This window comes from Kitasatospora purpeofusca (assembly GCF_042691725.1).
Lineage (GTDB): Bacteria > Actinomycetota > Actinomycetes > Streptomycetales > Streptomycetaceae > Kitasatospora > Kitasatospora purpeofusca_B.
This window is the reverse complement of record NZ_CP170483.1, coordinates 4,967,687-4,994,539: the sequence shown is the minus strand read 5'-3', so window position 1 is coordinate 4,994,539 and position 26,853 is coordinate 4,967,687. Positions and strand designations below refer to the sequence as shown.

The following is a 26,853-nucleotide window of genomic DNA, read 5'->3' as shown; positions in this document are numbered from 1 at the left end:
AACGGCCAGGACTGAACCCGCGGGGCCGAACCGGAGCGGCCGGACGACCGGCGCCGGCCCGTCATCGCGGCGGGCCGGCCCCGGTGCCCGGCGGCGGCTCAGCCGCCGATCAGCGCCCGCCACTCGGCGACCTTGGCGGCGTCCACCGGCGACTGCCAGCCGTCCACCCGGACCGCGCCGCCGACGTGGAAGGCGTCGAACCCGGCCGCCCGCAGGCCCGGCAGGTGCTCGGCGCGCAGGCCGCCGCCGATCAGGATCCGCTGGGTGTAGCCGGGCTCGCCGGCCCGGGCCAGCTCGGCCAGCAGGACATCCTGGCCGGCGTCCACCCCGCCGGCCGCGCCGGAGGTGAGGAAGGTGTCCAGGCCGGGCAGCGCGCCCACGGCGGCGCGCACGGCGGCCCGGTCGGCGCTGTGGTCGATCGCCCGGTGGAAGGTCCAGCGGCAGCCGGCCACCGCCTCGGCGACGGCCTCGGTGGCGGCCAGGTCGACACCGCCCCCGGCGTCCAGGAAACCGAAGACGAACTCGTCGGCGCCCTCGGCCCGCAGCGCGGCGGCGCGGGCGCGCAGCTCGTCCAGGTCGCCGGGGGCGAAGCCGTCCCGGATGCGGAGCATGACGCGCAGCGGCAGCTCGACGGCGGCGCGGATCGCGGCGAAGTCCTCGACCGAGGGGGTGAGTCCGTCGGCGGCCATGTCGGTGACCAGTTCGAGCCGGTCGGCGCCGCCCGACTCGGCGGCCCGGGCGTCCTGGGGCGTCAACGCGATGACTTCGAAAATTGGTCTAGACATATCGGATAGCCTGCCACATCGGTCCGCCTCCGGCGAGCCCCGTGCGGCCACTTGGCCGGACGACGCGCGCCGCCGCGACAACCGCGCAGCGGCCGGACGACCGGGTCCCACAACCCCGTCGTCCGGCCGCTGCGGAAGAACTCCTAGGCGAGGCTCCGGCCACCTCCCGCCCCGTCGGCGCCCCGGCGCAGCAGCCGGCCGGCCACCGACAGCACCACCAGCACCGCGCCCGCCACCGGGAGCAGCCGCCACATCCCGCCGACCACCTGCCAGAGCCGGAACAGGCTGAACGACAGGGTCAGCGCCAGCACCGCGAGCCCGGCCGCCGCCGGCAGCAGCCACTCCCGCGCCGTGAACAGCAGCGCGGCCAGCGGGACGAGCAGCAGCGCCCCGGCCGCCACACCGTCCATCAGCACCCAGGAGCTGTAGAAGTCCTCGGCCACCAGGACCAGCCAGCCGCCGACCGCCGCGGCGGCGACCAGGACCCGGTCGCGCCAGGCCGGCCGCTCCAGCAGGTCCTTCGGCACGAGCGCGACCAGCAGGCCGGCGAACAGCTGCGGGGTCGCCTCGCAGGACTGCAGGAAGGCGTCCCAGCCGTTGTACGCGATCGCGACCGCCCACAGCAGCCCCAGCACCCCGACGGTCGCCACCGCGAACGCCGCGACCCGGGCGAGCCGCCACCAGCCGGCCAGGACGGCGGCGGCCAGCAGCAGCGGCACGACCACCTGGCCGACGTACCAGAAGTAGCCGGGCAGGTCCCCGAGCAGGTGCGGAACCCTGAACATCGAGTACCGGGACGGCTGGAGGGCGTCGTGCGCGGCCCGGGCCAGGCCCTGCCCCGCGATCGCTCCGGCGACCAGCGGCGCGGCCACCGCGAGCAGCCGCCCGGCGAGCGAGGAGGAGGTCAGTCCGGTGCGCACCCGCAGCCCGTACGCCCCGAGGTCGAAGGCCTCCCGGGCGGTGGCGAGCCTGCCGGCCCGCGCCGTGCTGTCGGCGAAGACGGCGGACATCTCGTCGCCGCGCTCGCGCCGGTAGCGGGCCGGGTAGAGCAGGAGCGCGGCACGGAACGCCACCGGCTCCCCCATCGCTCCCGGGAATGTCTGAATCGTCATGCGAAGGCCCCCCTGACGCTGGTGAACGCGAGTTTGGCGGTCCCGCCGGCGGGGCGGAAGCCGGCCGGGCGGACGGCCGCCAGCCGGCGCTGGGCCTCCTCGGCGACGGCGCGCAACCGCTGCGCCTCGGTGGCCAGGGCGCCGCGCCCGCCCTCGGTGAGCGCATAGGTGCGCCGGGCCCGGCCGTCCACGATCTCCTCGGCCGCGACCTCGATGAGCCCTTGCTGGAGCAGCCGGTCGAGCGCGCCGTACAGCGTCCCGGTGCGCATCTTGACCCGGCCGTCCGAGATCGCGGAGATCTCCTGGATGAGCGCGTAGCCGTGCCGCGGGGCGTCGGCCAGTGCGGTGAGGAGGAGCAGTGTCGGTTCCTGCATGGCCCGTTCTGTCATGCGCTTACATATACAAGTCATCGGCATATCAAGTCCAGTGGAACAGGCCGTCCGTGCGCTCCCGGGCAGCAGAATGGCCCTATGCCCGCCACCGATGCCCCACTCGCCGAGGCCCTGCTCACCGGCTGGACCGCCCTGCTCCACCGCTGCGGCACGGACGGCGACCCCGCCCCGGCCGGCCGGGAGCTGCTGCGCCGCTGGTCCGAGCCGCAGCGCCGGTACCACACCACCGACCACCTGCGCGCGGTGCTGGGCCAGGTCGACGCGCTCGCCGGGCACGCCGACGACCCGGACGCCGTCCGGCTGGCCGCCTGGTTCCACGACGCGGTCTACCGTCCGGACCGCTCCGAGAACGAGGAGCGCAGCGCCGTCCTCGCCGTCCGGGCGCTCAGCGCGGCGGGACTGCCCGCGGCCCGGGTCGAGGAGGTCACCCGGCTGGTGCGGCTCACCGTCACCCACCACCCCGGGCCCGGCGACCGCGACGGCGAGGTGCTGTGCGACGCCGACCTCGCCGTGCTCGGCGGCCCGCCGCAGGCCTACGCGGCGTACGCGGCGGCCGTCCGGGAGGAGTACGCCTTCGTGCCGGAGCCGGACTTCCGAGCCGGGCGCGCGGCCGTGCTCCGCCGGCTGCTCGCGCTCCCCGCGCTCTACCGCACGCCCACCGCGCACGCCCGCTTCGACGCCGCCGCCCGGACCAATCTGGCCGCCGAGCTCGCCCGCCTGGAGGCCGCCGGCTGAGCACGGGCGGACCCGCGCGGCCGGCGGCCGGACCGCCCGGCGTCAGCCCGTCCGCCGCCCCAGCGGCAGCCGCGACCGGGTGAACGCGGCCGCCATCATCCCGGCCGCGACCGGCAGCACCACCGTGACCAGCAGGAGCAGCTCCCAGGGCACCGCGACCGGCACGCCCGACCCGCCGAGCTCCGAGGCCAGCCGCGAGCGCAGCAGCCCCAGCGCGGGCACGAACCCGCTGACCGTCCCGAGCACCCCGCCGATCCCCGCGATCAGCGCGCACTGCAGCCCGGCCTGCACCCGGTGGATCCGCGGCGGCGCGCCGACCGCGGCCAGCGTGGCCCGGTCCCCCAGCGAGTCGGCGGCGGCCAGCCCGGTGGCCACGGCCGCGGCGCCCAGCACCACCACGGCGGCGAAACCGCCGAGCGCCAGCGTGTTCACGTCGCGCTTCGGCTGGTAGCCGCGCTCCACCAGCAGCCGGGCGTGCGGGAGGAGCCGCACAACGTCCGCCTCGGCGCGCTGCTGCGCCTTGGCGCCCGGCGCGTCGTCCGGCAGCCAGACCGATCCGGTGGGCCGGGGTGTGAGGCCGGCCCGGCGCACCGCGTCCGGGTTCATCAGCACGGACCCGTAGCGGGCCGCGTCCGCGTTCTCCACCAGGACGGCCTCGACGGCGACCTCCCGCACCTCGGGCAAGGGCGCCTGGCCCGGCTGGACCGATCCGCCGGCGGCCCCCTGCATCGTCAGCACCGCCTTCCCGTCGTGCAGGTAGGCGCGGTCGAAGACGACGGCCCGGCCCGCGGCCAGCGCCTCCTCGGCGTTCCGGTCGCGCAGCCCGAACAGGTTGTGCAGGACGGTCGTGTCCCCGGCCAGGCCGCGGCTCCGGTTCGTGCCGGGGCCCGGCCGGTCGCCGGCCCCCTTGGCCAGCACGGTGCTGGAGCAGCCCGCGCAGAACACGTACGTCATGTCGTAGACGTCGGCGCGGGTGCCCAGGCCGGGCAGGTCCCGCTCGACGGCCGCGCGCAACGCGGTCGGCTCCGGGCCGCCCGGATCGGCCACGGCGTCGAGCACGACGGCGCCGACCGGGGCCGCCGGACGGTAGGCGGCACGCTCCTGGGCGTCGGTGCCGGCGGTGTAGACGCCGACGGCGACGGCTCCGGCGACGGCGGCCATCACGGCGGCCACGGCCGGCGCGGTCCGGCCCCGGTGACGGGCCGAGTCGCGCAGGGCCAGCCGGGGGCCGAGCGGCAGCAGACCGGCCAGTCGGCCGCAGAGGGCGATCAGCAGCGGGGCGAAGAGCAGGACGCCCAGTTCGGCGGTGGCGGCGCCGGCGAGGACCGAGAGCGCCCGCCGGGTCAGGCCCCCGACCACCGGCAGGCCGCCGTTCTGCCGATCGGCGGCGCCGTACAGCGCCGCGGCCGCACCGGCGACGACCAGCAGCAGCCCCAGCAGCGGCAGCTTGCGGCCGGGCGTGCCGACGGTGTCCCGGCCGGTGAGCCCGGTCACCACGTCACGGCGGGCGGCCTGCACCGCGGGCACCAGGGCCGCGGCGAGCGCGGTGACCACGCCGACGGCGGCGATCGCCAGCAGGTCGAGCGGGGCGATGGCGAAGTGCCCGAAGCGGCTGCCGCCGGCCGCCTCGGCCCACGGCCGCAGCACGGCGACCAGGACGGTGCCGAGCACCAGGCCGAGGGCGGCGCCGGCGAGCCCGAGCACCAGCCCGCCGCCGAGCACGACCGCGCGGACGTGGCCTCGGTCGCCGCCGGCGGCGCCGATCAGGGCGAGCTGCCGGCGCGAGCGCCGGGCGCCCACCGCGAAGGCGGGACCGGCCAGCAGGGTGACCTCCAGCAACGCCATCCCGGCCGCGGTGACCACCACGACGAGCCGGTCGTCGACGCCGCCCTCGACCAGCTTCCACCGGTCGGGGTCGTAGGGGACGGCGGAGGCGGGCGGCGGGTCGAGGGCGACCGCCCGGGAGGTCGCGGTGAAGCCGTACCGGTTGAGCTGCCGGATCGCGGCCCAGTCGAGCCCGGCGCCGTCGGGCAGTCGCACCAGCCAGCGCTCGGCGCGGGCGTCCAGGCCGGCGCCGACCGGGATCAGCCCGGACGCCGTGTCCTGGGTGACCGCGGCCAGCGGGGCGATCACCTCGCCGGGCCGACCCACCAGCTCCACCTTGTTCAGGTCCCCCGGGTGCTCGACCACGCCGGTCAGCGTGAACGGGGTCGTGTCCAGGCCCTTGAGCGTGGTGGCGTCACCGAGCCGCAGTCCGGCCTCGTCGAGGAATGCCCGGGTGACGGCGGCCTCGTGCGGCGCGGCCGGCGCCCGGCCGTCGACCAGGTCGAGCCGGCCCTTCCAGGCCGGGTCGGCCAGGTCGGCCTCGGTGGTCGCGGTGGTGAACAGGCCCTCCCGGGTCGAGGCGCTCACCTCGGGCCCGGGGGTGGCCGGCAGCAGGACCGTGCCGGCCGGCAGCAGCCCGGCGAGCAGCGCGGCCGGCGAGGCCGCGGCCGCGGCGGCGGGCGCCGAGGCCGGGTCGGTCTCGGCCTCCTGCATCACCCGCACGCCGTCCTCGGCGATCGGTGCCTGCTCGACCGAGCGGCCCGGGCGGTGGGCCGCGACCAGCGCGTCCGCGCCGCCCATCATCCGCTCGACCCGCTCGCCGGGGGTGAGCTGCCCACTGCGGTGGACGACGTCGGCACCGGTGACACCGAGCACCGGCAGCGCGACCAGGGCGACGACCAGGGCGCTGCGGCCCTTGGCCCGCAGCGCGTCGCGGCGTGCGATGCGCAGGGCGACGCGCAGGGCGGAGAGCCTCATCGCCGGCCCCCGTCCTGAGCGGCGGGGAGCAGCCGGGCGGCCTGCCGCCCGGCGGTCTCCTCGACCACCAGGCCGTCGCGCAGGACGACCACCCGGTCGGCCCAGACGGCGTGCCGGGCGTCGTGGGTGACCATCATGGCGGCGGCGCCCGCGTCGCAGCGGGCCCGCAGCACACCCAGCACGGCCTCGCCGGTGGCGGAGTCGAGCGCGCCGGTGGGCTCGTCGGCGAGGACCAGGCGCCGTTCGCCGACCAGGGCGCGGGCGATCGCGACGCGCTGCTGCTGGCCGCCGGAGAGCTGCTCGGGGAAGCGGTCGGCCAGCTCGGCGATGCCAAGCTCGCCCAGCGCGGCCCGGGCCTCGCGGCGGGCGGTCCGCCCGGGGACGCCGTCCAGCTCCCGGGGCAGCGCGATGTTCTCGGCGGCGGTCAGCGCCGGGACGAGGTTGTAGTCCTGGAAGACGTAGCCGACCGAGCGGCGGCGCACGGCGGCCTGCGCGGTGCGGTTCAGGCCGCCCAGGTCGACGCCCTCGACCAGCACCTGCCCGCCGCTGGGCCGGTCGAGGCCGCCGGCCAGGGTGAGCAGCGTGGACTTGCCGGAGCCGGAGGGCCCCATCACGGCGACGAACTCGCCGGCGCGCACGGACAGGTCGACGCCGCGCAGGGCGTGCACCTCGGCCGCGCCCGCGCCGTGCACCCGGGTGACCGCGCGCAGTTCCAGGACGGGCCGGGTCCGATCCGGTTGGGACATGGGTCTCCCCTTCGCTGCCATGAAAAGCTCAGATGGACTATATAAGTCGGTAGACTACATATGCCGTCCATCGGTTCCACTCGACACGAAAAAACCGCCGCCGCACCCGGAGGCGCGACGGCGGCGGGACCGCGGGGGGAGGGCGGCCTACGACAGCTCCCCCACCGCCGCCACCACGGCACCGTGCTTGCCGCACACCCAGTGCGGATCCGGCCCCAGCTCCGGCTCCACGCCCAGCGCGTGCGGGTCCCCGTCCGCCGCGCAGTCCGCGCACAGCGGCCAGCGCCCGTGGCTCTCCAGCAGCGCGTCCTGGACGTCCTGGGCGACCAGGCCCAGCACGTACCCGGTGCCGTCCGGCCACTGCTCCAGCCACCACCGGCGGTGCACCACGGCCTGCTCCACCAGGGACACCACGGCGGCGTCGGCGGTGTCCCGCGCGGTCAGGTCGGCCAGGATCAGCGCCCGCGCGGTGTGCAGCGCCGTCTCGATGTCGTCTGTCGTAGCCATCCGTCCAGTCTCCCAGGAACGTCCGAGAACGCCGCACGGGCGGCTCCCCGAGGGGAACCGCCCGTGCGAACGAGGAACCGTCCGATCCGTCAGGATCAGAAGTCCATGTCACCGCCCGGCATGCCGCCGCCGGCGGCCGCGGCGGCCTTCTCCGGCTTGTCGGCGATGACGGCCTCGGTGGTGAGGAAGAGCGCCGCGATGGAGGCGGCGTTCTGCAGCGCGGAGCGGGTGACCTTGGCCGGGTCGATGATGCCCTCGGCGACCAGGTCGACGTACTCGTTGGTGGCGGCGTTCAGGCCGTGACCGGCGGGAAGGTTGCGCACCTTCTCCACCACGACGCCACCCTCCAGGCCGGCGTTGGTCGCGATCTGCTTGATCGGGGCCTCCAGCGCGACCTTGACGATGTTGGCACCGGTGGCCTCGTCGCCGTCCAGCTCCAGCTTGTCGAACGCGACAGCGGCCTGCAGCAGGGCGACGCCACCACCGGCGACGATGCCCTCCTCGACGGCGGCCTTGGCGTTGCGGACGGCGTCCTCGATGCGGTGCTTGCGCTCCTTGAGCTCCACCTCGGTGGCCGCGCCGGCCTTGATGACGGCCACGCCGCCGGCCAGCTTGGCGAGGCGCTCCTGGAGCTTCTCGCGGTCGTAGTCCGAGTCGCTGTTCTCGATCTCGGCGCGGATCTGGTTCACGCGGCCCGCGACCTGCTCGCTGTCGCCGCCACCGTCGACGATGGTGGTCTCGTCCTTGGTGATGACCACCTTGCGGGCGGAGCCCAGCAGGTCGACGCCGGCGTTCTCCAGCTTCAGGCCGACCTCCTCGGAGATCACGGTGCCACCGGTGAGGATGGCGATGTCCTGGAGCATGGCCTTGCGGCGGTCGCCGAAGCCCGGGGCCTTGACGGCGACGGACTTGAAGGTGCCGCGGATCTTGTTCACGACCAGGGTCGACAGGGCCTCGCCCTCGACGTCCTCGGCGATGATGACGAGCGGCTTGCCGCTCTGCATGACCTTCTCCAGCAGCGGCAGCAGGTCCTTGACCGAGCCGATCTTGGAGTTGGCGATCAGGATGTACGGGTCCTCGAACGAGGTCTCCATACGCTCCAGGTCGGTGGCGAAGTACGCCGAGATGTAGCCCTTGTCGAAGCGCATGCCCTCGGTGAGCTCCAGCTCCAGACCGAAGGTGTTGCTCTCCTCGACGGTGATGACGCCTTCCTTGCCGACCTTGTCCATGGCCTCGGCGATGAGCTCGCCGATCTGGGTGTCGGCGGCGGAGATGGAGGCGGTGGAGGCGATCTGCTCCTTGGTCTCCACGTCCTTGGCCTGGGCCAGGAGCTGGTCGGAGACGGCGGCGACGGCCTTCTCGATGCCGCGCTTGAGGGCCATCGGGTTGGCGCCGGCGGCGACGTTGCGCAGACCCTCGCGGACGAGCGCCTGGGCGAGCACGGTGGCGGTAGTGGTGCCGTCACCCGCGACGTCGTCGGTCTTCTTGGCGACCTCCTTGACGAGCTCCGCGCCGATCTTCTCGTACGGGTCCTCGAGCTCGATCTCCTTGGCGATGGAGACGCCGTCGTTGGTGATGGTGGGGGCGCCCCACTTCTTCTCCAGCACGACGTTGCGACCCTTGGGGCCGAGCGTGACCTTCACCGCGTCGGCGAGCTGGTTCATGCCACGCTCAAGGCCGCGGCGAGCTTCCTCATCAAAGGCGATGATCTTGGCCATCTGAAGTGGTCCTCCGGGACACGGTCGACTGCTCGGACCAAGGGGTGCCCGCGACGGACGGCCCTGGTGTGCGGGGGTCCATTCCCCTACCGCTCCCGGGGGCCTCACCGACCCGGTCCGCTTATCACTCTCAAGCTCTGAGTGCTAACGCCAATGATTAGCACTCTGGGTGGGCGAGTGCAAGCCCAATGCGCGACCCGCGAGCCGCGACGGGCATGACGGCGGGCCCGTGCGACGCGTGTCGCACGGGCCCGCCGTGAAGCAAGAGGTGCACCAGCCGATGGGCCGAGCCGAACTCCTGGGTGTCGGAAGGTCAGACCGCCGCGCGGACCATGTCCGCCTGCGGGCCCTTCTGCCCCTGAGAGATCTCGAACTCGACCCGCTGGCCCTCCTCAAGGGTGCGGTAGCCGTCCATCTGGATCGCGCTGTAGTGGACGAAGACGTCCGCACCACCGTCGACCGCGATGAAGCCGTAGCCCTTCTCCGCGTTGAACCACTTGACGGTGCCCTGAGCCATTCCGAACTCCCCTAGTGCTGTGCTGGCCCTTCACGCCCCCGCAGGTCTGCGGGCACGGGTCTGGTTGGAGGCCGGCCCGGGGAACCCCCCCTGGGCGCGGCCGTGCACGCCGCGATCCTCCCGATGTCGCCGAACGGCATCCGGCGAACGGGCGATTGCGTCGACCGCGGCTGAATGTATCCGGATCGACGCCCTCTGCAACAGGCCCAATGCCGGGGAATTCACCCGACACCCCGGGGGACAGGGCGGGAGCAATCAACAGGAAAGCCGCAATTCCCGCCGGACATAGCGGACGAATTGCCAAAAATTGTCGCCAGAATTCTGACACCGGCCTGACATGATTCCCGGGTCCCGGGCCCGCTCCCGGCCTCGACGGGCGGACGGCGGCGGTGGTGGCAGTGCGGTGGATTCGTTCCCGGAAGAGGGGGAGGGCGGCCCCTGTTCCCGGTCGAGCGACACTTTACTCCGCGCGGGACCGAGAATATTCCCGCCAAAATGCGCGCGGCCGTCCGCGGCACGGAATTCCGTGCCGCGAACGGCCGGTAACGGCGCACCCGCCCCGGCGGGAACGGGCGCGGCGCGGGCTCAGCCGCCGGCGACCGCCGGGATGATCGAGATGTTCGCGCCGTCCTTGATCTCCGTCGCCAGGCCCTCGGCGAAGCGCACGTCGTCGTCGTTCACGTAGACGTTGACGAAGCGGCGCAGCTTGCCGGTGTCGTCCAGGATGCGCGCGGCGATCCCGGCGTGGTTCTTCTCCAGGTCGGCGACGACCTCGCCCAGCGTGGCGCCCTCGGCGGGCACCTCGCTGGCGCCGCCGGTGTAGGTGCGCAGGATGGTCGGGATGCGGACGTTGGCGCTCATGGGGGTCTCCTCGGTGCGGGCGCGCGGGCGGAACGGGGCGGGACGGGTGGGGCGCGGGGGTCAGACGGACGCCAGGCCGGCGTCCCGGAAGGACTCCAGGTTCGGCCGGATGACGGCGGTCATCCCGGCCTCCGCGACGGCGTCGAGGGTCTTCAGGCCGTCGCCGGTGTTGATCGCGACGGTCTCCTTCGACGGGTCCAGCTGACCGGTCTCGACCAGCTTCTTGAGCACGCCGATCGTCACGCCGCCCGCGGTCTCCGCGAAGATGCCCTCGGTGCGGGCCAGCAGCCGGATCGCGGCCACGACCTCCTCGTCCGTCACGTCCTCCACCGCGCCGCCGGTGCGCCGGGCGATGTCCAGCACGTACGGGCCGTCGGCCGGGTTGCCGATCGCCAGCGACTTGGCGATGGTGTCCGGCTTGACCGGTCGGATCACGTCGTGGCCGGCCTTGAACGCGGCCGAGACCGGCGAGCAGCCCGCCGCCTGGGCGCCGAAGATCCGGTACGGCCGGTCCTCGACCAGGCCGAGCTTGATCAGCTCCTGCAGGCCCTTGTCGATCTTGGTGAGCTGCGAGCCCGAGGCGATCGGGATCACGATCTGCTCCGGCAGCCGCCAGCCCAGCTGCTCGCAGATCTCGAACGCGAGCGTCTTGGAGCCCTCGCCGTAGTACGGCCGAAGGTTGACGTTGACGAAGCCCCAGCCCTCGCCGGCCGGGTCGCCGATCAGCTCCGAGCAGAACCGGTTCACATCGTCGTAGTTGCCCTCGATGCCGACCAGCTCGCCGCCGTACACCCCGGCCATCACGACCTTGCCCTGCTCCAGGTCGTGCGGGATGAACACGCAGGACCGGAAGCCCGCCCGGGCCGCCGCCGCGCCCACCGCGCCGGCCAGGTTGCCGGTCGACGAGCAGGACAGCGTGGTGTAGCCGAACGCGCGGGCCGCCTCGATGGCGCAGGCCACCACGCGGTCCTTGAAGGAGTGGGTCGGGTTGCCGGAGTCGTCCTTGACGTGCAGCTGCGCGGTGAAGCCGAGCTCGCGGCCCAGGTTGTCCGCCTTCACCAGCGGGGTCCACCCCGGGTTGAGGTTCGGCTTGGTCGCGACGTCCGCGGGGACCGGCAGCAGCGGCGCGTAGCGCCAGATCGACGCGGGACCGGCCTCGATCCGCTTGCGCAGCTCCTCGGCGCCCTCGCTGCCGAAGTCGTAGGCGATCTCCAGCGGGCCGAAGCACTCCAGGCACGCGAAGCTGGGGCCGAGCGGGAACTTGGTGCCGCACTCCCGACAGGACAGTTGGGCTGCGGGGCCGAGGTCAACGGTGACGGGTGCGGCGGTGTCGATAGCCATGTGGCGAGGCCTCTCTCCTCATCTTCCCCGTGACGCGGTCGCGCCCGGGCCGGAATTGGCACCTGTCCCGCCGGGGCCTGAAGCCGACCGGGCGAGAAGGTTGCCGGGACGTCAACGGGCCGTTCCCTCAGTCCCTCTGGATGAGCTCTGTGAAGTTGTGGTCCTGCTCAGCGGCGACCCCGGCGTGCGAAGGTCCGACCGCTGTACGAAGACTGTATCCGAAGGCGTCAACCCCGAACGGCACCGTCCGCCACGCGAGATGTCCTGTCCCATCCGGCCCCGTACCCGACCCTGCCGAGGAGCGCACCGTGCCCGCCGAACCGACCCCCGAGCTCCTCCCCGAGACGGCGTCCTGGCTGCGCCGGCGCTCGTGGAACGCGGCCGACCGCCCGGTGCGCACGCTCCTCGCGGCCAAGCGCGCGCTCGGCCCGGCCGGCACGGTCAGCGTCGTGCTGCCCGCCCTGGACGAGCAGGCCACCGTCGGCGAGATCGTCCGGGTGATCCGCCGCGAGCTGATGGAGCGGCTGCCGCTGGTCGACGAGCTGGTGGTGGTCGACTCCGGCTCCGCCGACGCCACCGCCGAGGTCGCCGCCGAGGCCGGCGCCACCGTCGTCCACCGCGACGCGATCCTGCCCCGGCTGCCCGCCGCCCCCGGCAAGGGCGAGGTGCTCTGGCGCTCGCTGCTGGTCACCCGCGGCGAGATCGTCTGCTTCGTGGACGCCGACCTGCGCGAGTTCGACCCCACCCTGGTCTCCGGCATCATCGGCCCGCTGCTCACCGAGCCGGACATCCAGCTGGTCAAGGCGATGTACGACCGGCCGCTGGAGACGGACGGCGCGGTCGTGCCGGCCGGCGGCGGCCGGGTCACCGAACTGGTCGCCCGCCCGCTGCTCAACCTGCACTGGCCGGAACTCGCCGGTTTCGTCCAGCCGCTCGGCGGCGAGTACGCGGCCCGGCGCTCGCTGCTCGAACGGCTGCCCTTCCCCACCGGCTACGGGGTCGAACTCGGCCTGCTGGTCGACGCCCTGGAGACGGCCGGCCTGGACGCGCTCGCCCAGGTGGACGTCGGCGTCCGCCACCACCGGCACCAGGACGGCCAGGCGCTCGGCCGGATGGCCGCCACCATCTACCGCACCGCGCTGGAACGGCTCGACCGCGCCCACCGGCTCAAGGCCTCCGCCGATCTGCTCCACCCGCGGCTCACCCAGTTCACCCGCGACCCGCGGACCCGCGCCTTCACCGCCCACACCCACCCCGTCACCGCCACCGAGCGCCCGCCGATGCACACCGTCCCCGAGTACGCCACCCGGCATTGACACGTTTGCCGCCCCGGGCCCCCGGCAACCAACCAACCATGGGCCTTGACACGACCGAGCGTTCGAATCCGACCGGCGCCGCCCCCGTGCTGGTGGCGTCCAACCGGGGGCCGGTGTCCTTCGGCACCGCGGACGACGGCACGCTGACCCTCCGCAGAGGCGGCGGAGGCCTGGTCTCCGGGCTCTCCGCCATCGACGACCCGGACGCCGTCTGGGTCTGCGCCGCCCTCTCCGGGGCCGACCGCCGGGCCGCCCGCCAGGCCCCGGACGGCCGCCTCGACCGGGCCGGCCACGACGTCGGCGGGCAGGCCGTGCGGATGCTCGACATAGACCCGGAGACCTTCGCCCGCGCCTACAACGGCATCGCCAACTCGACCCTCTGGTTCGTCCACCACCTGCTCTGGAACACCCCGACCGCCCCCGCCTTCGACGCCGGCTTCCGCACCGAGTGGCAGGCCTACACCGCCTACAACAGCGCCTTCGCCGAGGCGCTCGCCGCCGAGGCCGCCCCCGGCGCCGCCGTCCTGGTGCAGGACTACCACCTCTCGCTCGTCCCGGCCCTGCTCCGCGCCGCCCGCCCCGACCTGCGGATCGGCCACTTCTCGCACACCCCCTGGGCACCGCCCGAGTACCTGCGGCTGCTGCCCGACGACATCGCCGAAAGCGTCCTCACCGGCATCCTCGGCGCCGACCGCGCGGGCTTCCTCACCCGCCGCTGGGCGCTCGCCTTCGCCGACTGCTGCGAGCGCTTCCTCGGCGCGACGGTCGACCGCGAGGCGCTCACCGTCAGCCACGCCGGCCGCACCACCGCCCTCGGCGTCCACGGTCTCGGCGCCGACGCCGACTTCCTGCGCGAGCGCGCCCACCGCCCGGACGTCGACGAGCGGCTCGCCGCCCTGCGCGCCGCCGTCGGCGAGCGCCGCACCGTCGTCCGGGTCGACCGCACCGAGCTGAGCAAGAACATCGTCCGCGGCTTCCTGGCCTACCGGCACCTGCTGCGCACCCGTCCCGAGTGGCACGACCGGGTGGTGCACATCGCCTTCGCCTACCCGTCCCGCACCGACCTCGCCGAGTACCGGGCCTACACCGACCAGGTGCGCGCGCTCGCCGCCGAGATCGACGCGGAGTTCGCCACGCCCGGCTGGAAGCCGCTGATCCTGCACGTCGACGACGACTTCCCGCGCTCGCTGGCGGCCTACCGGATGGCCGACGTGGCCCTGGTCAACCCGATCCGGGACGGCATGAACCTGGTCGCCAAGGAGGTCCCGGTGGTCTCCGACCGGGGCTGCGCCCTGGTGCTGTCCCGGGAGGCCGGCGCGCACGCCGAACTCGGCGAGGACGCGCTGAGCGTCAACCCGTTCGACGTCGTGGCCACCGCCGAGGCGCTGCACGCCGGGCTCACCATGCCGGCCGGGGAGCGCGCCGACCGCACCAAGCGGCTGGCCGCCGCCGCGACGGCGCTGCCGCCCCAGCAGTGGTTCCTGGATCAGCTCAACGCCCTGCGGCCGGGCGGCTGAGCTCCTCCCCCAGCGCGCCGAGCAGTTCCACCACGCCGGCCGGGCCCGGGACCACCAGGTCCGCCCGGTCGGCGAGCTCGCGCACCGGCGCGTCCGGCGCGTCGCTGCACACCAGCAGCCCGGCCAGGCCCTCCCCGCGCAGCTTCTCCACCGCCGCGAACGCCGGGACGTCCCCGAGGTCGTCGCCCGCGTAGAGCACCGAGCGGGCACCGCGCTCGCGCAGCAGCCCGGTCAGCGCCGCGCCCTTGTCCACCCCCGGCGGCCGCAGCTCCAGCACCAGCCGGCCCGGTTCCACCACCAGCCCGTGCTCGCCCGCCAGCTGCTCCATCGGCCCGCGCAGCAGCTCGAACGCGGCGACCGGCCCAAACGCGCGCCGGGTGTGCACGGCCACCGAGCGCCCCTTGTCCTCCACCCAGGTGCCGTCCGGCGCGCCGAGCGCCGCCAGCACCTGCGGCAGCCGCTCGCGGACCGCGGCCACGCCCGGGTGCGGCGGCGGCGCGGTCAGCTCGCCGTCCTCCCAGCGCTCCGCGCCGTAGTGCCCGAGCACCACCACGCCGCCGAGGTCGGCGAGCCCGCCGTACTCCACGGCCAGGTCGGCCGGGCGGCCGGTCACCACCGCGACCGTGCCGACCCGCGGTGCCAGCGCGCGCAGCGCGGGCGCCACGCCCGGGTGCGCCCGGGCCCGGCTCGGGTCGGGGACGAGCGGGGCGAGCGTCCCGTCGAAGTCGAGGGCGATCACGGCGTCGCGGGGCGCACCGAGCAGCGCGTCCAGCCCCGCACGCCCGGCATCCGTCAGCGGTCGCGTCATGTCGGCAAGGCCCATGCCTGGCACCGTACCCACCCCCGGCGGGGGTCACCCGTCGGGCCCGACGCCGCCCCGACGCCGCCCCGCCGGGCCTACCGTGCGGCCCGGCGGGCGTCCCGGACCCGGCGCAGCCGGTTGACCAGCACCGGCGCGTGCGCCAGCGCCTCCGGCCGGTCCAGCAGTGCGTTCAGCAGCTGGTAGTACCGCGTACTGGAGAGCCCCAGCTCCTCCCGGACGGCGCGCTCCTTGGCGCCGGCCGTCCGCCAGGAGCGGCCCTCCAGCTCCAGCACGGCCCGGTCCCGCTCGTCCAGCGCGCCGGGCGCACCCGGTTCCCGTGCCGCCTCGTCGTCCGCGCCCATCCGGGCCCACCTCCGTCCATCACTACGGAGTGTCATTCTCCCCCGGGGACCCGACACACTCTGCGTCCTGCGCGGCTGCCGTCCCGCGGCTAGCGTCACCCCATGACCAGCATCCCGACCGCCGCCTTCACCCTGCACGTCCCGACCGCGGAACTCGTCGCCGACCCGCTCGACCCGGCGCAGATCGTCTCCGGCACCCCCGAGGTGTCCGGCCTGGTGCTCGCCGAGTCCGCCACCGGGGAGACCGGCATCTGGCAGATCACCCCGGGCGTGGCCACCGACGTCGAGGCGGACGAGGTGTTCGTGGTGCTGAGCGGCCGGGCCACCGTCGTGGTCGACGGCGGCCCGGTGCTGGAGCTCGGTCCGGGCGACTGCGGGGTGCTCCGGGCGGGCGACCGCACCACCTGGACCGTCCACGAGACGCTCCGCAAGGTCTACACGATCACCCACTGACGCCTTCCGACGCCCGCCCCCGGCCCGGATTCACTTGCGGATCCGGGCCGCCTCCTTCACCGCCGCCTGCTGGAGGTCCTCCAGCACCGGCTTGGCGTCGCCGGTCACCGCCGCCCCGATGCCGGCCTTGATCCGGTTGGAGACCTCCGCCCAGGCCGGGTCGCCGAACGGGTAGAAGCTCGCGTTGCCCAGCCCGGCCGCGAACTGCTTGAGGTCCTCGTGCTTCGGGTCCTTGGTCATCGCGTCGAAGGCGTCCTGGGTGACCGGCAGCAGGTTGTAGGTCTCGTCGAACTTGAGCTGGTTGTCCTTGCCGTAGACGAAGGACAGGAACGTGCGGATCTCGTTGCGGTGCCCGTTGGCCTTGAACGCCATCATCCAGTCGGCCACGCCGAGGCTGCCGGTCTTCGCCAGGCCGTCCTTCTTGGGGATCGGCGCCGTCCCGAAGTCGATCTTGCCGTTGGTGGCCATCCGCAGCAGGGTCGGGTGCCCGTTGAGCATCGCCACCTTGCCGGCCGCGAAGTCGCTGAACACCGGGGTGCGGTTCACCTTGCCGGGCTCGGGGTAGGTCAGACCGGTGGCGACCAGATTGGTCTTCAGCCAGGTGAAGGTGGTCTGGTTCTGCGTGCTGTCGATGGTGTAGTTGCCGACGTCGTCGGAGAGGCTGCCGCCCCCGCTCAGCGTCCAGAGCATCGACTCGGCCGGCGCCTCCTCGGGCCCGAGCGGCAGCCCGTACGGCACCACGCCCGGGACCTTGGCCTTGATCTTCTCGGCGGCCGCCTTGAGCTCGTTCCAGGTGGTAGGCGGCTGGGCGACGCCGGCCTTCTGGAAGATCGCCTTGTTGTAGAAGAGCACCCGGGAGGAGGAGACGAACGGGATGCCGTACTGCGTGCCGAGCACCTGCCCCGCGTGCGAGAACGAATCGATGATGTTGGCCTGGGTCTCCAGGGACAGCACGTCGGAGGCGGGGTACAGCCGGTCGGCGGCGGCCTGGTCGGCGAAGCCGCCGGTCTGCAGCAGGTCGGGCGACTTGCCGCTCTTCACCAGCTCGTCGACCCGCTTGCCGATGTCGGTCCAGCTCGCCACCTCGACGTCCACCTTGATGCCCGGGTTGGCGGCCTCGAAGCGGCGGGCGACGTCGTCCCAGTACAGCTTGGAGCTGGTGTCCGTGCTCTCGCCGTAGTCGGCGGCGACCAGCCGGAGCGTGACGGGGCCGCCGTCCTGGCCGCCGCAGCCGGTGAGCACCAGGGCTCCGGCCAGGGCTCCGGCCAGCGCGACGCCGAACAACCGGGTGGGGACCTGGGCGCGTCTGTCCAACGCGGGTACCGCCTTCGAGGGGGATCCTGGGGTGGAACGGACCGGATCGGGGGAGGGATCCGGCCGGGGGGAGGCCGCAAGGCTGCCAAACCGGGCGCACGGCGGTCCACATCTGCGCCGCCCTGGCGCCGGGTAGTTATCGAAGTGCGGGATTTGTTGCACACCGCGCAACAAAACCGGCGGATCCGGCCTGCCGGACCCGTCCCGGACCCCGCCCGGGGGGCTCGTGCAAAGTGCCGCACACCACATGCTTCTGCGACAAAGCTCACCCCGTTGGACCAGACCAATCCGACAACTGGACTAGACCTCTTAGACCTGGTCAAGGGAAACTGTCCTCCGTGAAGCACGTCATCGCACTCGATGTGGGGGGCACCGGCATGAAAGCCGCGCTGCTCGCCCAGGACGGCTCCGTGCTGTTCGAAGCACGCCGCCCGACCGGGCGGGAGCACGGCACGGACGCCGTGGTCACCGCCATCCTCGACTTCGCCGCCGACTTGGCGGACGAAGGCCGCAGCCGCTTCGGCGCCGCGCCCCTTGCGGCGGGTGTCGCCGTCCCGGGGACGATCGACGAGAAGCACGGCATCGCGGTCTTCTCCGCCAACCTCGGCTGGCGCGACCTGCCGCTGCGCAAGCTGCTGGGCGAGCGTCTGGCCACCCCGGACGGCGGCGCGATGCCGGTCGTGCTCGGCCACGACGTGCGCACCGGCGGCCTCGCCGAGGGCCGGCTCGGCGGCGGCCGGGGCATCGGGCGCTTCCTGTTCATCGCCCTCGGCACCGGCATCGCCGGCGCCATCGGCATCGACGGCCGGATCGAGGCGGGCGCCCACGGCTTCGGCGGCGAGATCGGCCACGTGGTGGTCCGCCCCGGCGGGCCGCAGTGCGGCTGCGGCGCCCGCGGCTGCCTGGAGACCCTCGCCTCCGCCTCCGCCGTCTCCCGGGCCTGGGCCGAGGCCGTGGGCGACCCCGACGCCGACGCGGCATCCTGCGCCGTCGCGGTGGACGCCGGGGACCCGCGCGCGGTCGCGGTCTGGCAGAAGGCGGTGGAGGCCCTGGCCGACGGCATCGTGCTCGCCCAGAGCCTGCTCGACCCGTCCCGGGTCATCGTCGGCGGCGGGCTGGCCGAGGCCGGGGACACCCTCTTCACCCCGCTGCGGGCGGCGGTCACCGAGCGGCTGACCTTCCAGATGCCCCCCGAGGTCGTACCCGCCATGCTCAAAGACACCGCCGCGTCACTGGGCGCGGGCCTGCTCGCCTGGGATCTGCTCTCCATGGAGGTGACCGCGTGACCGCGGACCGACTCGCTCTGGCCGGCGCCCGGCTGGTCCTGCCCGGAGGCGTCGTCGAGGGCGACCGCCTCGCCGTCGAGGGCGACCGGATCGCCGGTCTCGGCGGCTCCGCCACGCCCGGCGACCTCGACCTCACCGGGTACACCGTCGTCCCCGGCTTCGTCGATCTGCACGTGCACGGCGGCGGCGGCGCGTCCTACGCCTCCGGCATCGCCGAGGAGGCCCTCAAGGTCGCCCGCACCCACCTGGAGCACGGCACCACCACCACGGTCGCCTCCACCGTCACCGGCGAGATCGACGACCTGGCCCGCCAGGCGGCCGTGCTCTCCGAGCTCGTCGAGGACGGCGTCCTCGCCGGCATCCACTTCGAGGGCCCGTTCATCTCGCACAACCGCTGCGGCGCCCACCGCCCGGACCTGCTGCGCGACCCCGACCCGGCGCTGGTGCGCAAGCTGGTCGACGCCGCCCGCGGCCACGCCAGGATGGTCACCCTGGCGCCCGAGCTCCCCGGCGGCCTGGACTCCGTGCGGATGCTCGCCGACCTCGGCGTGATCGCCGCCGTCGGCCACACCGACTCGGACTACGCCAAGACGCTGGAGGCCATCGAGGCCGGCGCCACCGTCGCCACCCACCTCTTCAACGCGATGCCCGGCATCGCCCACCGCGCGCCCGGCCCGATCGTGGCGCTGCTGGAGGACGAGCGGGTCACCGTCGAGCTGATCAACGACGGCGTGCACCTGCACCCGTCCGTGCTCGACCTCGCCTACGGCACCGCCGGCGCCTCCCGGGTCGCCCTCATCACCGACGCCATGGGCGCGGCCGGCATGGGCGACGGCCTCTACCCGCTCGGCCCGCTCCAGGTCGAGGTCAAGGACGGCGTCGCCCGCCTGGTCGAGGGCGGCGCGATCGCTGGCTCGACGCTCACCCTGGACGTGGCGTTCAAGCGCTCGGTCACGGTCAACGGCCTCGGCCTCAACCAGGCCGTCGAGTCGCTCTCCACCGTCCCGGCCCGGCTGCTCGGCCTCGCCGACCAGGTCGGCAGCCTGGAGCCCGGCAAGCTCGCCGACCTCGCCGTCGTCGACTCCGCGAGCTTGGACCTGGTCGCGGTGATGCGCCGCGGCGAGTGGATCACCGGCGGCGACCGCTTCGCCCCGATCGCGGCCGTCTGACCCGGCCCGCACACGACACGGCCGCCCGCTCCCCTCGGGGGAACGGGCGGCCGTCCGCGGTGCGGAGCTACCCCGCCTCCAGCGTCACCTGGTCGATCAGGATCGTGCCGCTGCCCGGCGGCAGCGAGAGCACGATCGTGTTCGGCCCCGCCTGCATCGGCGGGGTTATGTAGGTGTTGAACCAGGACGAGGCCGGGTCCTTGCCCGGCGAGTAGTTCTTGAAGAACGCCCCACCCGGCCAGTCCTTGCCGTTGACCGCCGCGGTCGCCCGCACGTCGGCACCCGGGTTGTTGTAGTGCACGGTGAACTTGTACGTACCGGCTGCCGCCAGGTCGCCGCTCCAGGTGATCGTGCCGCCCGGGTTGAGCGTCAGATAGCTGCCGTCGGCCGACTTGGTGCCCTTGACGGTGTTGCCGGACGGCGCGTTCTGGCCCTGCAGCTGGGTCGCGTCCACGGTGCCCGGCCCGGCCGAGGCGCTCGCCGAGGGGGTCGCCGACGCGGAGCCGGTCGGGCTCGCGGTACCGGTGGCGCCGCCCGGGGCGGCCGGGGCGCTCGCCGTGGTGCCGCCCTTGTCCTTGTCCTTGTCCTTGTCCTTGTCCGGGTCCCCGGACAGGGCGATGCCGGCGCCGATCGCGATGGCCGCGACCACGGCCACCGCCCCGATCACCGCGCCCTTGCTCCGGCCGCCGCTCGGCGGCCGTTCCTCGCCCGGCTGCGGGCGGGAGTGCTCGGCGTAGCGGGTCTGCTGGGTCGGGGCCGCGCCGAAGTCGCCCTGCGGCGGGTACGGCTGCTGCGGCGGCTGGGCCTGTGGGTAGCCCGGCTGCGGCGGGTAGGGCTGCTGCGGCCGCGGCGGCTGGCCGTACTGGGCACGGCCGACCTCCATCGGGCGGCTGTACGACGTGCGCGGCACGCCCTGCTGCGGCTCGGCCTGCTGGCCCGAGCCGCCGTCGGCCGGACGGTAGAGGTAGCCGAACGGATCGTCTTCCTGCGGGGCGCCGCCCTCCGGGTCCTGGGGCGCTCCGCTGCTGCCGGCGGTGGTCACGGTGGTCAACTCCCCCATCGCGGTCGCGCCGCCGGGCTGCCGTGCCGTCGGCGCTGGTCGTGGTCGCTCGTACCCCGGAACCCTACCTGCCGCCGCGCGCGCCCCGGACAGACCCCTTGACGACCCGCGAGTAGCCTCGCCCCGGTGTCCCTACCCGGCCCGCCGGTGCGAGCGCTCGCCGCGGGCCCCGCGCACCGCGCCGCCGCGGGCCCGCTTCTCGTCGTACATCCGCTCGTCGGCGGTGTGCAGGACCTCTTCGATGCTCATCCCGCAGCCGGCCCAGCCGATGCCCAGGCTCACGCCGACCCGCATCGCCCGTCCGTCAATCCGCATCGGCGGGATGATCGCGTTGCGCAGCCGGTGGGCGAGGTCCTTCGCCTCGTCCCGGCCGATGCCGTCGGCGAGCACCACGAACTCGTCGCCGCCGAGCCGGGCCACCGTGTCGCCGTCGCGCACCGCCGAGCTGAGCCGGCGGGCGACCTCGACCAGGACGGCGTCGCCGGCGTTGTGGCCGAACCGGTCGTTGATCGACTTGAAGCCGTCGAGGTCGCAGAAGAGCACCGCGAGCCCTTTCTCGACGGCGGCGGCGGCCGCCGCACTGGAGCGGAACGGGCCGGACCGCAGCTCCCCGCTCGGGCCGTGGTCGGCCGGGACCACCGCGTGCACGTGCTCCCCGAAGCCGTTCGGGCCGGCCGGCGTGCCGTCGGCGGCGGGCGCCGGGTAGCCCTCCGGCAGGCCGTGGCCGTGCGCCGGCTCCGGGTCGTAGCCGCCGGCCGGGTGGGAGGAGTCGCCGAACAGGCTCTCCGGGTACCCGGCGAAACCGTCGGCGCCGTACCCGTTGCTCCCGTACGCCGTGCCGCCGTGGCCGTTGCTCCCGTGGCCGGCCTCGGCGGGCCCGGCCTGGTTCCCGGCGGCGGCCGTCCGCGGGAGCGCGCAGAGCCGGCGCCCGAGCCGGGCCTTGAGCTCGGCGCCGTTCGGCAGGCCGGTGAGCGCGTCGTGGCTGGCCCGGTGGGCGAGCTGGAGCTCGTGCCGCTTGCGGTCCTCGATGTCCTCGACGTGGGTGAGCAGGAAGCTCGGGCCCTCGGCGGCGTCGGCCACGATCGAGTTCCGCAGGCAGACCCACTGGTAGCCGCCGTCCCGGCGGGAGAGCCGCAGTTCGGCCCGGCCGCTCTCGGCGCTGGTGCGCTCCAGCAGCGCCCGGTCGTCCGGGTGGACGAGGTCGGCGAAGCTCTGCTGGCGCAGCACCGCCCGGGGGCGGCCGAGCAGGCGACAGAGCGCGTCGTTGACCCGAGTCAGCTGGCCCCGCCCGGCGCCGTGCAGCTCGGTGATGGCCATCCCGCTGGGGGCGTACTCGAAGGCCTGGCGGAAGCTCTCCTCGCTGGCCCGCAGCGCCTGCTGCTCCTTCTCCAGGCGGGCCAGCGCGCGCTGCATCTCGGCGCGCAGCCGGGCGTTGCCGATCGCGATGGAGGCCTGCAGGGAGAACATCTCCAGGGCCTCGCGGGTCCAGGCGCCGGGCCGCTTGCCGCTGCGCGGGCGGTCCACCGAGAGGACGCCGAGCAGGTCGCCGCCGGCGCTGTACATCGGGGCGAGCAGGCCGTCGGCGGGGTGCCAGTCGTTGGCGTAGACGGGCATCGGGCCGTCCCCGATCCAGCGCGGGATGTCGCTGGCAACCGCCCAGCCGCGGTCGTAGGGGAGGAAGCGCAGGGTGCCCCAGTGGTCGCTGACGCCGAGCAGCCGGTCCCAGGACTCGCGGGAGCCGACCTGGCCGAGCAGGACGGAGGGCCCGCCCATGGCGCTCTCCTCCAGCTCCCAGACGGCCGCCACCACGAGGTCGCCGTCCGGCCGCACCAGGCTGACCGCGGCGGCGTCGAAACCGAGTCCGTGCACCGCGCCCTCGACCACGGCCTGCAGCGTGCCCGCCAGGCTGCGGGCAGCGTTGAGGTCCGCCACGACCCGGTGCAAGGTGCGGAGGGTCGCGAGACGGACGTACGGCTCCGACTCGGCTTCCATGCGGGGGCTCCCCGGCTGCTTCGGATAGGTCTTGATTGGTTATCGTCCGATTGCCAGAAGAACTGAATCACAGGGAGCACAGCGTTCGGCACGCTCGGTCAGCAATAGGTCAGCACTTGTGACTTAAATCACACAAGACTAATGCGCCCTTAATCCGTTCATCTGTCCCATACCGGGACATCACCGCCCATCGGAACATTTCCCGTGGTCGGTCGCATTGGCCGCGCGCTGTAGCCGACTGACCGCCGGGCAGCCCGTCCTCTTCACTCCTGCGAGTGAGCCCGGGCGCGGACCGTAACCTTTACACCACTCCGACGGGCCGAACGGCGCTGCGCCGCTGGTCCTACGACCAGGGCCCGATGTCGTTTCCCCCGGTCGCGGGCTACCGTGCGGTACGTGTACCCGTCCCCGCAGCCCGAAGCTGCCACCCAAGCGACCCCCGACGAGTTCCGGGCGGCGCTCTCCCAGCTCGCTTCCGGTGTGAGCCTGGTGACCGTCCACGACCCGGATGACGGCGAGGACGCCGGCATGACCGCCACGTCCTTCCTCTCCGTGTCGCTGGAGCCGCCGCTGGTCCTGATCTCCGTCCGGGAGGACTCCCGGATGGACGAGGTACTCTCCCGCGCCGACACCTGGGCGGTCTCGCTGCTGTCGGAGGAGCAGAAGGCGCTCGGCTCGCGGTTCGCCATGAAGGGCCGGCTCAGCGACCGGCTGCTGTTCGCCGACGCCCCGCACCACCGCGGCCCGTACAGCGGGGCCCCGCTGATCGACGGCGCGCTCGCCACCGTCGAGTGCCGCACCGAGCAGCGGATGGCCGCCGGTGACCACACCCTGCTGCTGGGCCGCGTCCTGGAGGCGACGGTGCCCGACCCGGGCGGCCGTCCGCTGCTGTACTTCCGCGGCGGCTACCGCGCCCTGGGCTGAACCCGCGCGCTACCCCTCGCCGCGCGGGGAGCGCCGCCCCTGCTTCAGCTCGGAGCGGTGCCGCTTGCTGGAGAGCCGCCGCTCGACCATGCCCCGGCTCGGCTTGGTCGCCCGGCGCGCCTTCGGCGGCGGCGCGGTCGCCTCGCCCAGCAGCGAGGCCAGCCGGGCCGCGGCGACCTCCCGGTTGCGCCACTGCGAGCGGTGCTCGGAGGCCCGGACCACCAGCACCCGCCCGTCCACCAGCCGGCCCGCCAGCCGCTCCAGGGCGCGCTGCTTCCACACCTCGGGCAGCGCGGCGGAGGCCGCCAGGTCGTAGCGGAGCTCGACCTGGGTGTCGGAGGTGTTCACGTGCTGGCCACCGGGGCCGGAGGAACGGGAGAAGCGCCAGACGAGCTCGGCGTCGGGGACGACCACCGATCCCCGGACGCGGATGGGCTCGGGCATGCGCCCATCATCCCGCGCCGGGCCGCGCCGGTCACCCGGTTATCCGGTCAGGACCGGACAGCCCCGACAATGGCCTGTGTGATCGAGCTCGGCTACTCCCTCTCCAACCGCTTCCCCGACCCCCCGCAGACCGACTACCGGACCGCGGGCGTACGCGAACTGCGGCACGACCTGTTCTGCGGCGACGTCTACCTCGACGCCGAGGGCGCGGAACTGTCCACAGCCTGGGGATGGGTCCCCGTGCTGGACTTCGCCTGGGCACTGTGCGACATCGTCGAGGAACTCGACCGCGACCCGGCCGGCGGCCGCGCGGCCCGGGTCCAGACCGCCGACCTCGACTTCACCCAGAACACCGAACTGCTGCGGTTCGCCCGCCGCTTCAACTGGGTCGAGGTCACCGCCACCTGGCTGCCCGACGAGCCGCCCGCCGTGGTGCGCCACGGCGATCTGCGCCGCGAGGCCCGCGACTTCCTCCAGGACACCCTCGCCGACCTCTTCGACATGCACCCGGACCTCGCCGACAACCCGGCGATCTGGGAGCTCCAGGGCCGGTTCCGGCGGATCTGACGAGGGAATACCCGAAACCGTGCCGACGGCGAAAAGGCCCGGCCGCGCGGAACCAAATCCGGCGGTTCCCGCGTTATCCCCCACACATAGCAATCGAAGGGACAGCACACACCATGCCAGTGAGCCTCTCCAAGGGTGGCAACGTCTCGCTGACCAAGGAGGCCCCCGGCCTGACCGCGGTCACCGTCGGCCTCGGCTGGGACGTCCGCACCACGACCGGTGCCGAGTTCGACCTGGACGCCAGCGCGATCGTGCTGAACGCGGACGGCAAGGTGCTGTCCAACAGCCACTTCGTCTTCTTCAACAACACCAGCACGCCGGACAACACCGTCGTCCACACCGGTGACAACCGCACCGGCGAGGGCGCCGGCGACGACGAGGCGCTCAACGTCAACCTCGCCGCGCTGCCGGCCGAGGCCGCCCGGATCACCTTCCCGGTCTCGATCTACGACGCCGTCGCCCGGTCGCAGAACTTCGGCCAGGTCCGCAACGCCTACATCCGCGTGGTGAACTCCGCCGGCGGCGCCGAGATCGCCCGCTACGACCTCTCCGAGGACGCCGCGACCGAGACCGCCATGATCTTCGGCGAGCTCTACCGCAACGGCGCCGAGTGGAAGTTCCGCGCGGTCGGCCAGGGCTACGCCTCCGGCCTGGCCGGCATCGCCCAGGACTTCGGCGTCCAGATCTGACGCTCCGGCACCCCGGTGCCGTTCCGGCGCCCGTTCCGCCACCCGGCGGGGCGGGCGCCGCGTCGTTCCCGCGCCCGCCGGCCGCGGACCCGCCGTTCACGGACCCGCCCCGAACGCGCGAGCGGCGCCGGGCGGACGTCCCCGTCCACCCGGCGCCGCTCCCCGGCCGTCGGCCACCGCCTCAGCGCGAGGCGCGCAGCTCGGGCACCTCGATCTGCTCGGTCTCGTCGTGCGGGGTCAGGTCGACCACCTCGGGGTCGGCGTCGCCGACCTGCGGCAGCACCCGGGTCTGCGCCTCCGCGCCCGCCGCCCGCGCCGCCGCCTGCTCCTGGTCCCGGCTCTGCTCCCGGGCCTGGGCCGCGACCGCCTCGTCGCCGACCACGTCCGCGAGGTCCGCCCGCTCGCCGAGCTCCTCGACGCTGCGCACGGCCGGCGCCGGAGCCGCCGCGCGGACCGCCGCGCCGGAGCCGCGGCCGAAGAAGCTGAAGCCCTGCGGACGCGGGGCCGGGGAGACCGCCGGACGCGGACGCTGCCGCTCGGCCGCCCGCACCGGCGGCACGGCGGGGGCTCCACCGAGCTGCCCGACGGTCGCCGTCAGCACCGGCCGGGCCGGGCCCCCGGCAGCCGCGGGAGCGGCCGCGGAGGGCGCCGCACCGGGCGCGGGCACCGAGGAGCGGCCGGCGCCGGAACCGCCGGCGCGACCCGCTGGGGAGCCGGCGCGGACGTCGTCGCGGGCGCCGTCCGCGCGCGCAGCGCGACCTCCGCGCCCGCCGCACGCTCCGCCTCCCGCCGGGCCTCCCGCTCCCGCTGCTCCTGGGCCTGCGCCGCCCGCCGCTCCAGCTGCCGCAGCACGGCCCCGGCGCGCACGTACGCGGCCGGACTGGCCGGATGCCTGGGGCGGGTCGCGGCGAGCGCCCGCTGGGCCGCCTCGGCCTCCTTGAGGGCCTGCTCGGCGACCATCACGGCCCGCTCCTTGAGCAGCCGGGCGATCTCCGTCTCGGCCTTCGCCAGCCGCGACTTCTCGGCGGTCAGCCGCCGCCCGAAGCGGGTCGCCCGCTCCTCGGCCACCTCCGCCGCGTACTCGGCCTCCGCGAGCTGCTCCTCGAACCGCTCCTCGGCCCGCAGCCGCTGCGCGACGGAGACCTCGGCCGCCGCCCGCGCGGCCCGGTCGCGCTGGCGCAGCAGCACGGCGAACCCGAGCGTGGCGAGCACCGCGGCCGCGCCCACCGAGCGGACCAGCACGGTGTCCCGGCTGAAAAGCAGCGCCCCCAGCGCGGCGACGATGAGCACGCCGGCGGCAGTGGGGGGAAAGACCCGGCCGAGGACGGAGGAATGACGGTGGCGTCCGCGAGACATGCCAAGAAACTAGCGTGCGAATTGGGGCCGTGTCAGCCCAGGGTCCGGTTCGGCCCTTGACACCGCGGCGGTTTTACCGGACGCAT

27 protein-coding genes and 1 riboswitch are annotated in these 26,853 nt (G+C 74.4%); of the genes, 9 read left to right on the top strand and 18 right to left on the bottom strand.

What is annotated here, in order from left to right:
- Nucleotides 1–98: 98 nt before the first annotated feature.
- The 3 genes from ACFCLZ_RS21260 to ACFCLZ_RS21250 form a co-directional block, all read right to left on the bottom strand.
- Nucleotides 99–785, bottom strand: a complete 687-nt coding sequence (locus ACFCLZ_RS21260; protein ID WP_380278261.1) for a copper homeostasis protein CutC — start codon at nucleotides 783–785, stop codon at nucleotides 99–101.
- A 143-nt stretch (nucleotides 786–928) separates the two neighbouring features.
- Nucleotides 929–1,897 carry a hypothetical protein gene (locus ACFCLZ_RS21255; RefSeq protein ID WP_380278259.1) on the bottom strand — a complete coding sequence of 323 codons (969 nt, stop codon included), beginning with the start codon at nucleotides 1,895–1,897 and terminating at the stop codon, nucleotides 929–931.
- A complete protein-coding gene (locus ACFCLZ_RS21250; protein ID WP_380278257.1) occupies nucleotides 1,894–2,286 on the bottom strand; it encodes a PadR family transcriptional regulator in 393 nt (130 codons plus the stop codon). The genes ACFCLZ_RS21255 and ACFCLZ_RS21250 overlap by 4 nt, the downstream gene beginning before the upstream one ends.
- Before the next feature lie 81 nt (nucleotides 2,287–2,367).
- Here ACFCLZ_RS21250 and ACFCLZ_RS21245 point away from each other — a divergent pair, with 81 nt between their 5' ends.
- Complete coding sequence (locus ACFCLZ_RS21245; protein WP_380278255.1) at nucleotides 2,368–3,024, top strand: hypothetical protein; 657 nt, start codon at nucleotides 2,368–2,370, stop codon at nucleotides 3,022–3,024.
- 42 nt (nucleotides 3,025–3,066) lie between these two features.
- On the opposite strand, the gene ACFCLZ_RS21240 is transcribed toward ACFCLZ_RS21245, so the two are convergent.
- The 7 genes from ACFCLZ_RS21240 to thrC form a co-directional block, all read right to left on the bottom strand.
- Nucleotides 3,067–5,826 carry an FtsX-like permease family protein gene (locus tag ACFCLZ_RS21240; RefSeq protein ID WP_380278253.1) on the bottom strand — a complete coding sequence of 920 codons (2,760 nt, stop codon included), beginning with the start codon at nucleotides 5,824–5,826 and terminating at the stop codon, nucleotides 3,067–3,069.
- Nucleotides 5,823–6,572: an ABC transporter ATP-binding protein gene (locus ACFCLZ_RS21235; protein WP_380278251.1), complete on the bottom strand. Its 750-nt coding sequence runs from the start codon at nucleotides 6,570–6,572 to the stop codon at nucleotides 5,823–5,825. Before ACFCLZ_RS21235 ends, ACFCLZ_RS21240 begins: the two co-directional genes overlap by 4 nt.
- A 147-nt stretch (nucleotides 6,573–6,719) precedes the next feature.
- Entirely contained in the window at nucleotides 6,720–7,079 is a 360-nt protein-coding gene (locus ACFCLZ_RS21230) for a hypothetical protein (RefSeq protein ID WP_380278249.1), read from the bottom strand.
- 95 nt (nucleotides 7,080–7,174) lie between these two features.
- Nucleotides 7,175–8,797, bottom strand: a complete 1,623-nt coding sequence (groL, locus tag ACFCLZ_RS21225) for a chaperonin GroEL (RefSeq protein WP_380278247.1) — start codon at nucleotides 8,795–8,797, stop codon at nucleotides 7,175–7,177.
- 313 nt (nucleotides 8,798–9,110) lie between these two features.
- Nucleotides 9,111–9,314 (bottom strand): cold-shock protein, encoded by a 204-nt coding sequence (locus ACFCLZ_RS21220; protein WP_030289665.1) that lies wholly within the window; start codon nucleotides 9,312–9,314, stop codon nucleotides 9,111–9,113.
- Nucleotides 9,315–9,899: 585 nt separating this feature from the next.
- A complete protein-coding gene (locus ACFCLZ_RS21215) occupies nucleotides 9,900–10,175 on the bottom strand; it encodes a MoaD/ThiS family protein (protein ID WP_376096534.1) in 276 nt (91 codons plus the stop codon).
- Between the two features lie 60 nt (nucleotides 10,176–10,235).
- Nucleotides 10,236–11,516 (bottom strand): threonine synthase, encoded by a 1,281-nt coding sequence (gene thrC / locus ACFCLZ_RS21210; RefSeq protein WP_376096531.1) that lies wholly within the window; start codon nucleotides 11,514–11,516, stop codon nucleotides 10,236–10,238.
- A gap of 15 nt (nucleotides 11,517–11,531) precedes the next feature.
- Nucleotides 11,532–11,663: riboswitch (SAM riboswitch) on the bottom strand.
- Between the two features lie 161 nt (nucleotides 11,664–11,824).
- Between thrC and ACFCLZ_RS21205 the strand changes: the two genes are divergently transcribed.
- A complete protein-coding gene (locus ACFCLZ_RS21205; protein WP_380278245.1) occupies nucleotides 11,825–12,832 on the top strand; it encodes a glucosyl-3-phosphoglycerate synthase in 1,008 nt (335 codons plus the stop codon).
- Nucleotides 12,833–12,870: 38 nt separating this feature from the next.
- Nucleotides 12,871–14,349: a trehalose-6-phosphate synthase gene (locus ACFCLZ_RS21200; protein ID WP_380278243.1), complete on the top strand. Its 1,479-nt coding sequence runs from the start codon at nucleotides 12,871–12,873 to the stop codon at nucleotides 14,347–14,349.
- Here the strand turns inward: ACFCLZ_RS21200 and otsB are convergent.
- Together otsB and ACFCLZ_RS21190 are read right to left on the bottom strand one after the other, a co-directional pair.
- A complete protein-coding gene (gene otsB, locus ACFCLZ_RS21195; protein WP_380278241.1) occupies nucleotides 14,324–15,172 on the bottom strand; it encodes a trehalose-phosphatase in 849 nt (282 codons plus the stop codon). The two genes, ACFCLZ_RS21200 and otsB, sit on opposite strands and share 26 nt — an antisense overlap.
- Before the next feature lie 74 nt (nucleotides 15,173–15,246).
- A complete protein-coding gene (locus tag ACFCLZ_RS21190) occupies nucleotides 15,247–15,513 on the bottom strand; it encodes a DUF3263 domain-containing protein (RefSeq protein ID WP_380278239.1) in 267 nt (88 codons plus the stop codon).
- Nucleotides 15,514–15,615: 102 nt separating this feature from the next.
- Here ACFCLZ_RS21190 and ACFCLZ_RS21185 point away from each other — a divergent pair, with 102 nt between their 5' ends.
- Nucleotides 15,616–15,966 carry a cupin domain-containing protein gene (locus ACFCLZ_RS21185; protein ID WP_380278237.1) on the top strand — a complete coding sequence of 117 codons (351 nt, stop codon included), beginning with the start codon at nucleotides 15,616–15,618 and terminating at the stop codon, nucleotides 15,964–15,966.
- A gap of 30 nt (nucleotides 15,967–15,996) precedes the next feature.
- On the opposite strand, the gene ACFCLZ_RS21180 is transcribed toward ACFCLZ_RS21185, so the two are convergent.
- Nucleotides 15,997–17,280 carry an extracellular solute-binding protein gene (locus tag ACFCLZ_RS21180; RefSeq protein ID WP_380278235.1) on the bottom strand — a complete coding sequence of 428 codons (1,284 nt, stop codon included), beginning with the start codon at nucleotides 17,278–17,280 and terminating at the stop codon, nucleotides 15,997–15,999.
- Nucleotides 17,281–17,618: 338 nt separating this feature from the next.
- Here ACFCLZ_RS21180 and ACFCLZ_RS21175 point away from each other — a divergent pair, with 338 nt between their 5' ends.
- Nucleotides 17,619–18,566, top strand: a complete 948-nt coding sequence (locus tag ACFCLZ_RS21175) for an ROK family protein (protein WP_380278233.1) — start codon at nucleotides 17,619–17,621, stop codon at nucleotides 18,564–18,566.
- Complete coding sequence (gene nagA, locus ACFCLZ_RS21170) at nucleotides 18,563–19,735, top strand: N-acetylglucosamine-6-phosphate deacetylase (RefSeq protein ID WP_380278231.1); 1,173 nt, start codon at nucleotides 18,563–18,565, stop codon at nucleotides 19,733–19,735. The genes ACFCLZ_RS21175 and nagA overlap by 4 nt, the downstream gene beginning before the upstream one ends.
- A 67-nt stretch (nucleotides 19,736–19,802) precedes the next feature.
- Here the strand turns inward: nagA and ACFCLZ_RS21165 are convergent, their stop codons facing one another.
- Nucleotides 19,803–20,777 carry a hypothetical protein gene (locus ACFCLZ_RS21165; RefSeq protein ID WP_380278229.1) on the bottom strand — a complete coding sequence of 325 codons (975 nt, stop codon included), beginning with the start codon at nucleotides 20,775–20,777 and terminating at the stop codon, nucleotides 19,803–19,805.
- Between the two features lie 150 nt (nucleotides 20,778–20,927).
- A complete protein-coding gene (locus ACFCLZ_RS21160; protein WP_380278227.1) occupies nucleotides 20,928–22,787 on the bottom strand; it encodes a diguanylate cyclase domain-containing protein in 1,860 nt (619 codons plus the stop codon).
- 387 nt (nucleotides 22,788–23,174) lie between these two features.
- On the opposite strand from ACFCLZ_RS21160, the gene ACFCLZ_RS21155 reads away from it, so the two are divergent.
- A complete protein-coding gene (locus tag ACFCLZ_RS21155; RefSeq protein WP_380278225.1) occupies nucleotides 23,175–23,711 on the top strand; it encodes a flavin reductase family protein in 537 nt (178 codons plus the stop codon).
- Between the two features lie 9 nt (nucleotides 23,712–23,720).
- On the opposite strand, the gene arfB is transcribed toward ACFCLZ_RS21155, so the two are convergent.
- On the bottom strand, nucleotides 23,721–24,155 hold the full coding sequence (gene arfB, locus ACFCLZ_RS21150; protein WP_380278223.1) for an alternative ribosome rescue aminoacyl-tRNA hydrolase ArfB: 435 nt from the start codon (nucleotides 24,153–24,155) through the stop codon (nucleotides 23,721–23,723).
- Nucleotides 24,156–24,224: 69 nt separating this feature from the next.
- Here arfB and ACFCLZ_RS21145 point away from each other — a divergent pair, with 69 nt between their 5' ends.
- Nucleotides 24,225–24,722: a hypothetical protein gene (locus tag ACFCLZ_RS21145; RefSeq protein ID WP_380278221.1), complete on the top strand. Its 498-nt coding sequence runs from the start codon at nucleotides 24,225–24,227 to the stop codon at nucleotides 24,720–24,722.
- Nucleotides 24,723–24,835: 113 nt separating this feature from the next.
- Complete coding sequence (locus ACFCLZ_RS21140; RefSeq protein ID WP_380278220.1) at nucleotides 24,836–25,411, top strand: TerD family protein; 576 nt, start codon at nucleotides 24,836–24,838, stop codon at nucleotides 25,409–25,411.
- Between the two features lie 181 nt (nucleotides 25,412–25,592).
- On the opposite strand, the gene ACFCLZ_RS21135 is transcribed toward ACFCLZ_RS21140, so the two are convergent.
- The gene (locus ACFCLZ_RS21135) at nucleotides 25,593–26,012 is read right to left on the bottom strand and encodes a hypothetical protein (protein ID WP_380278218.1); all 420 of its coding nucleotides are present in this window, start codon (nucleotides 26,010–26,012) and stop codon (nucleotides 25,593–25,595) included.
- Nucleotides 26,006–26,767: a hypothetical protein gene (locus tag ACFCLZ_RS21130; RefSeq protein ID WP_380278216.1), complete on the bottom strand. Its 762-nt coding sequence runs from the start codon at nucleotides 26,765–26,767 to the stop codon at nucleotides 26,006–26,008. The genes ACFCLZ_RS21135 and ACFCLZ_RS21130 overlap by 7 nt, the downstream gene beginning before the upstream one ends.
- Nucleotides 26,768–26,853 lie beyond the last annotated feature (86 nt).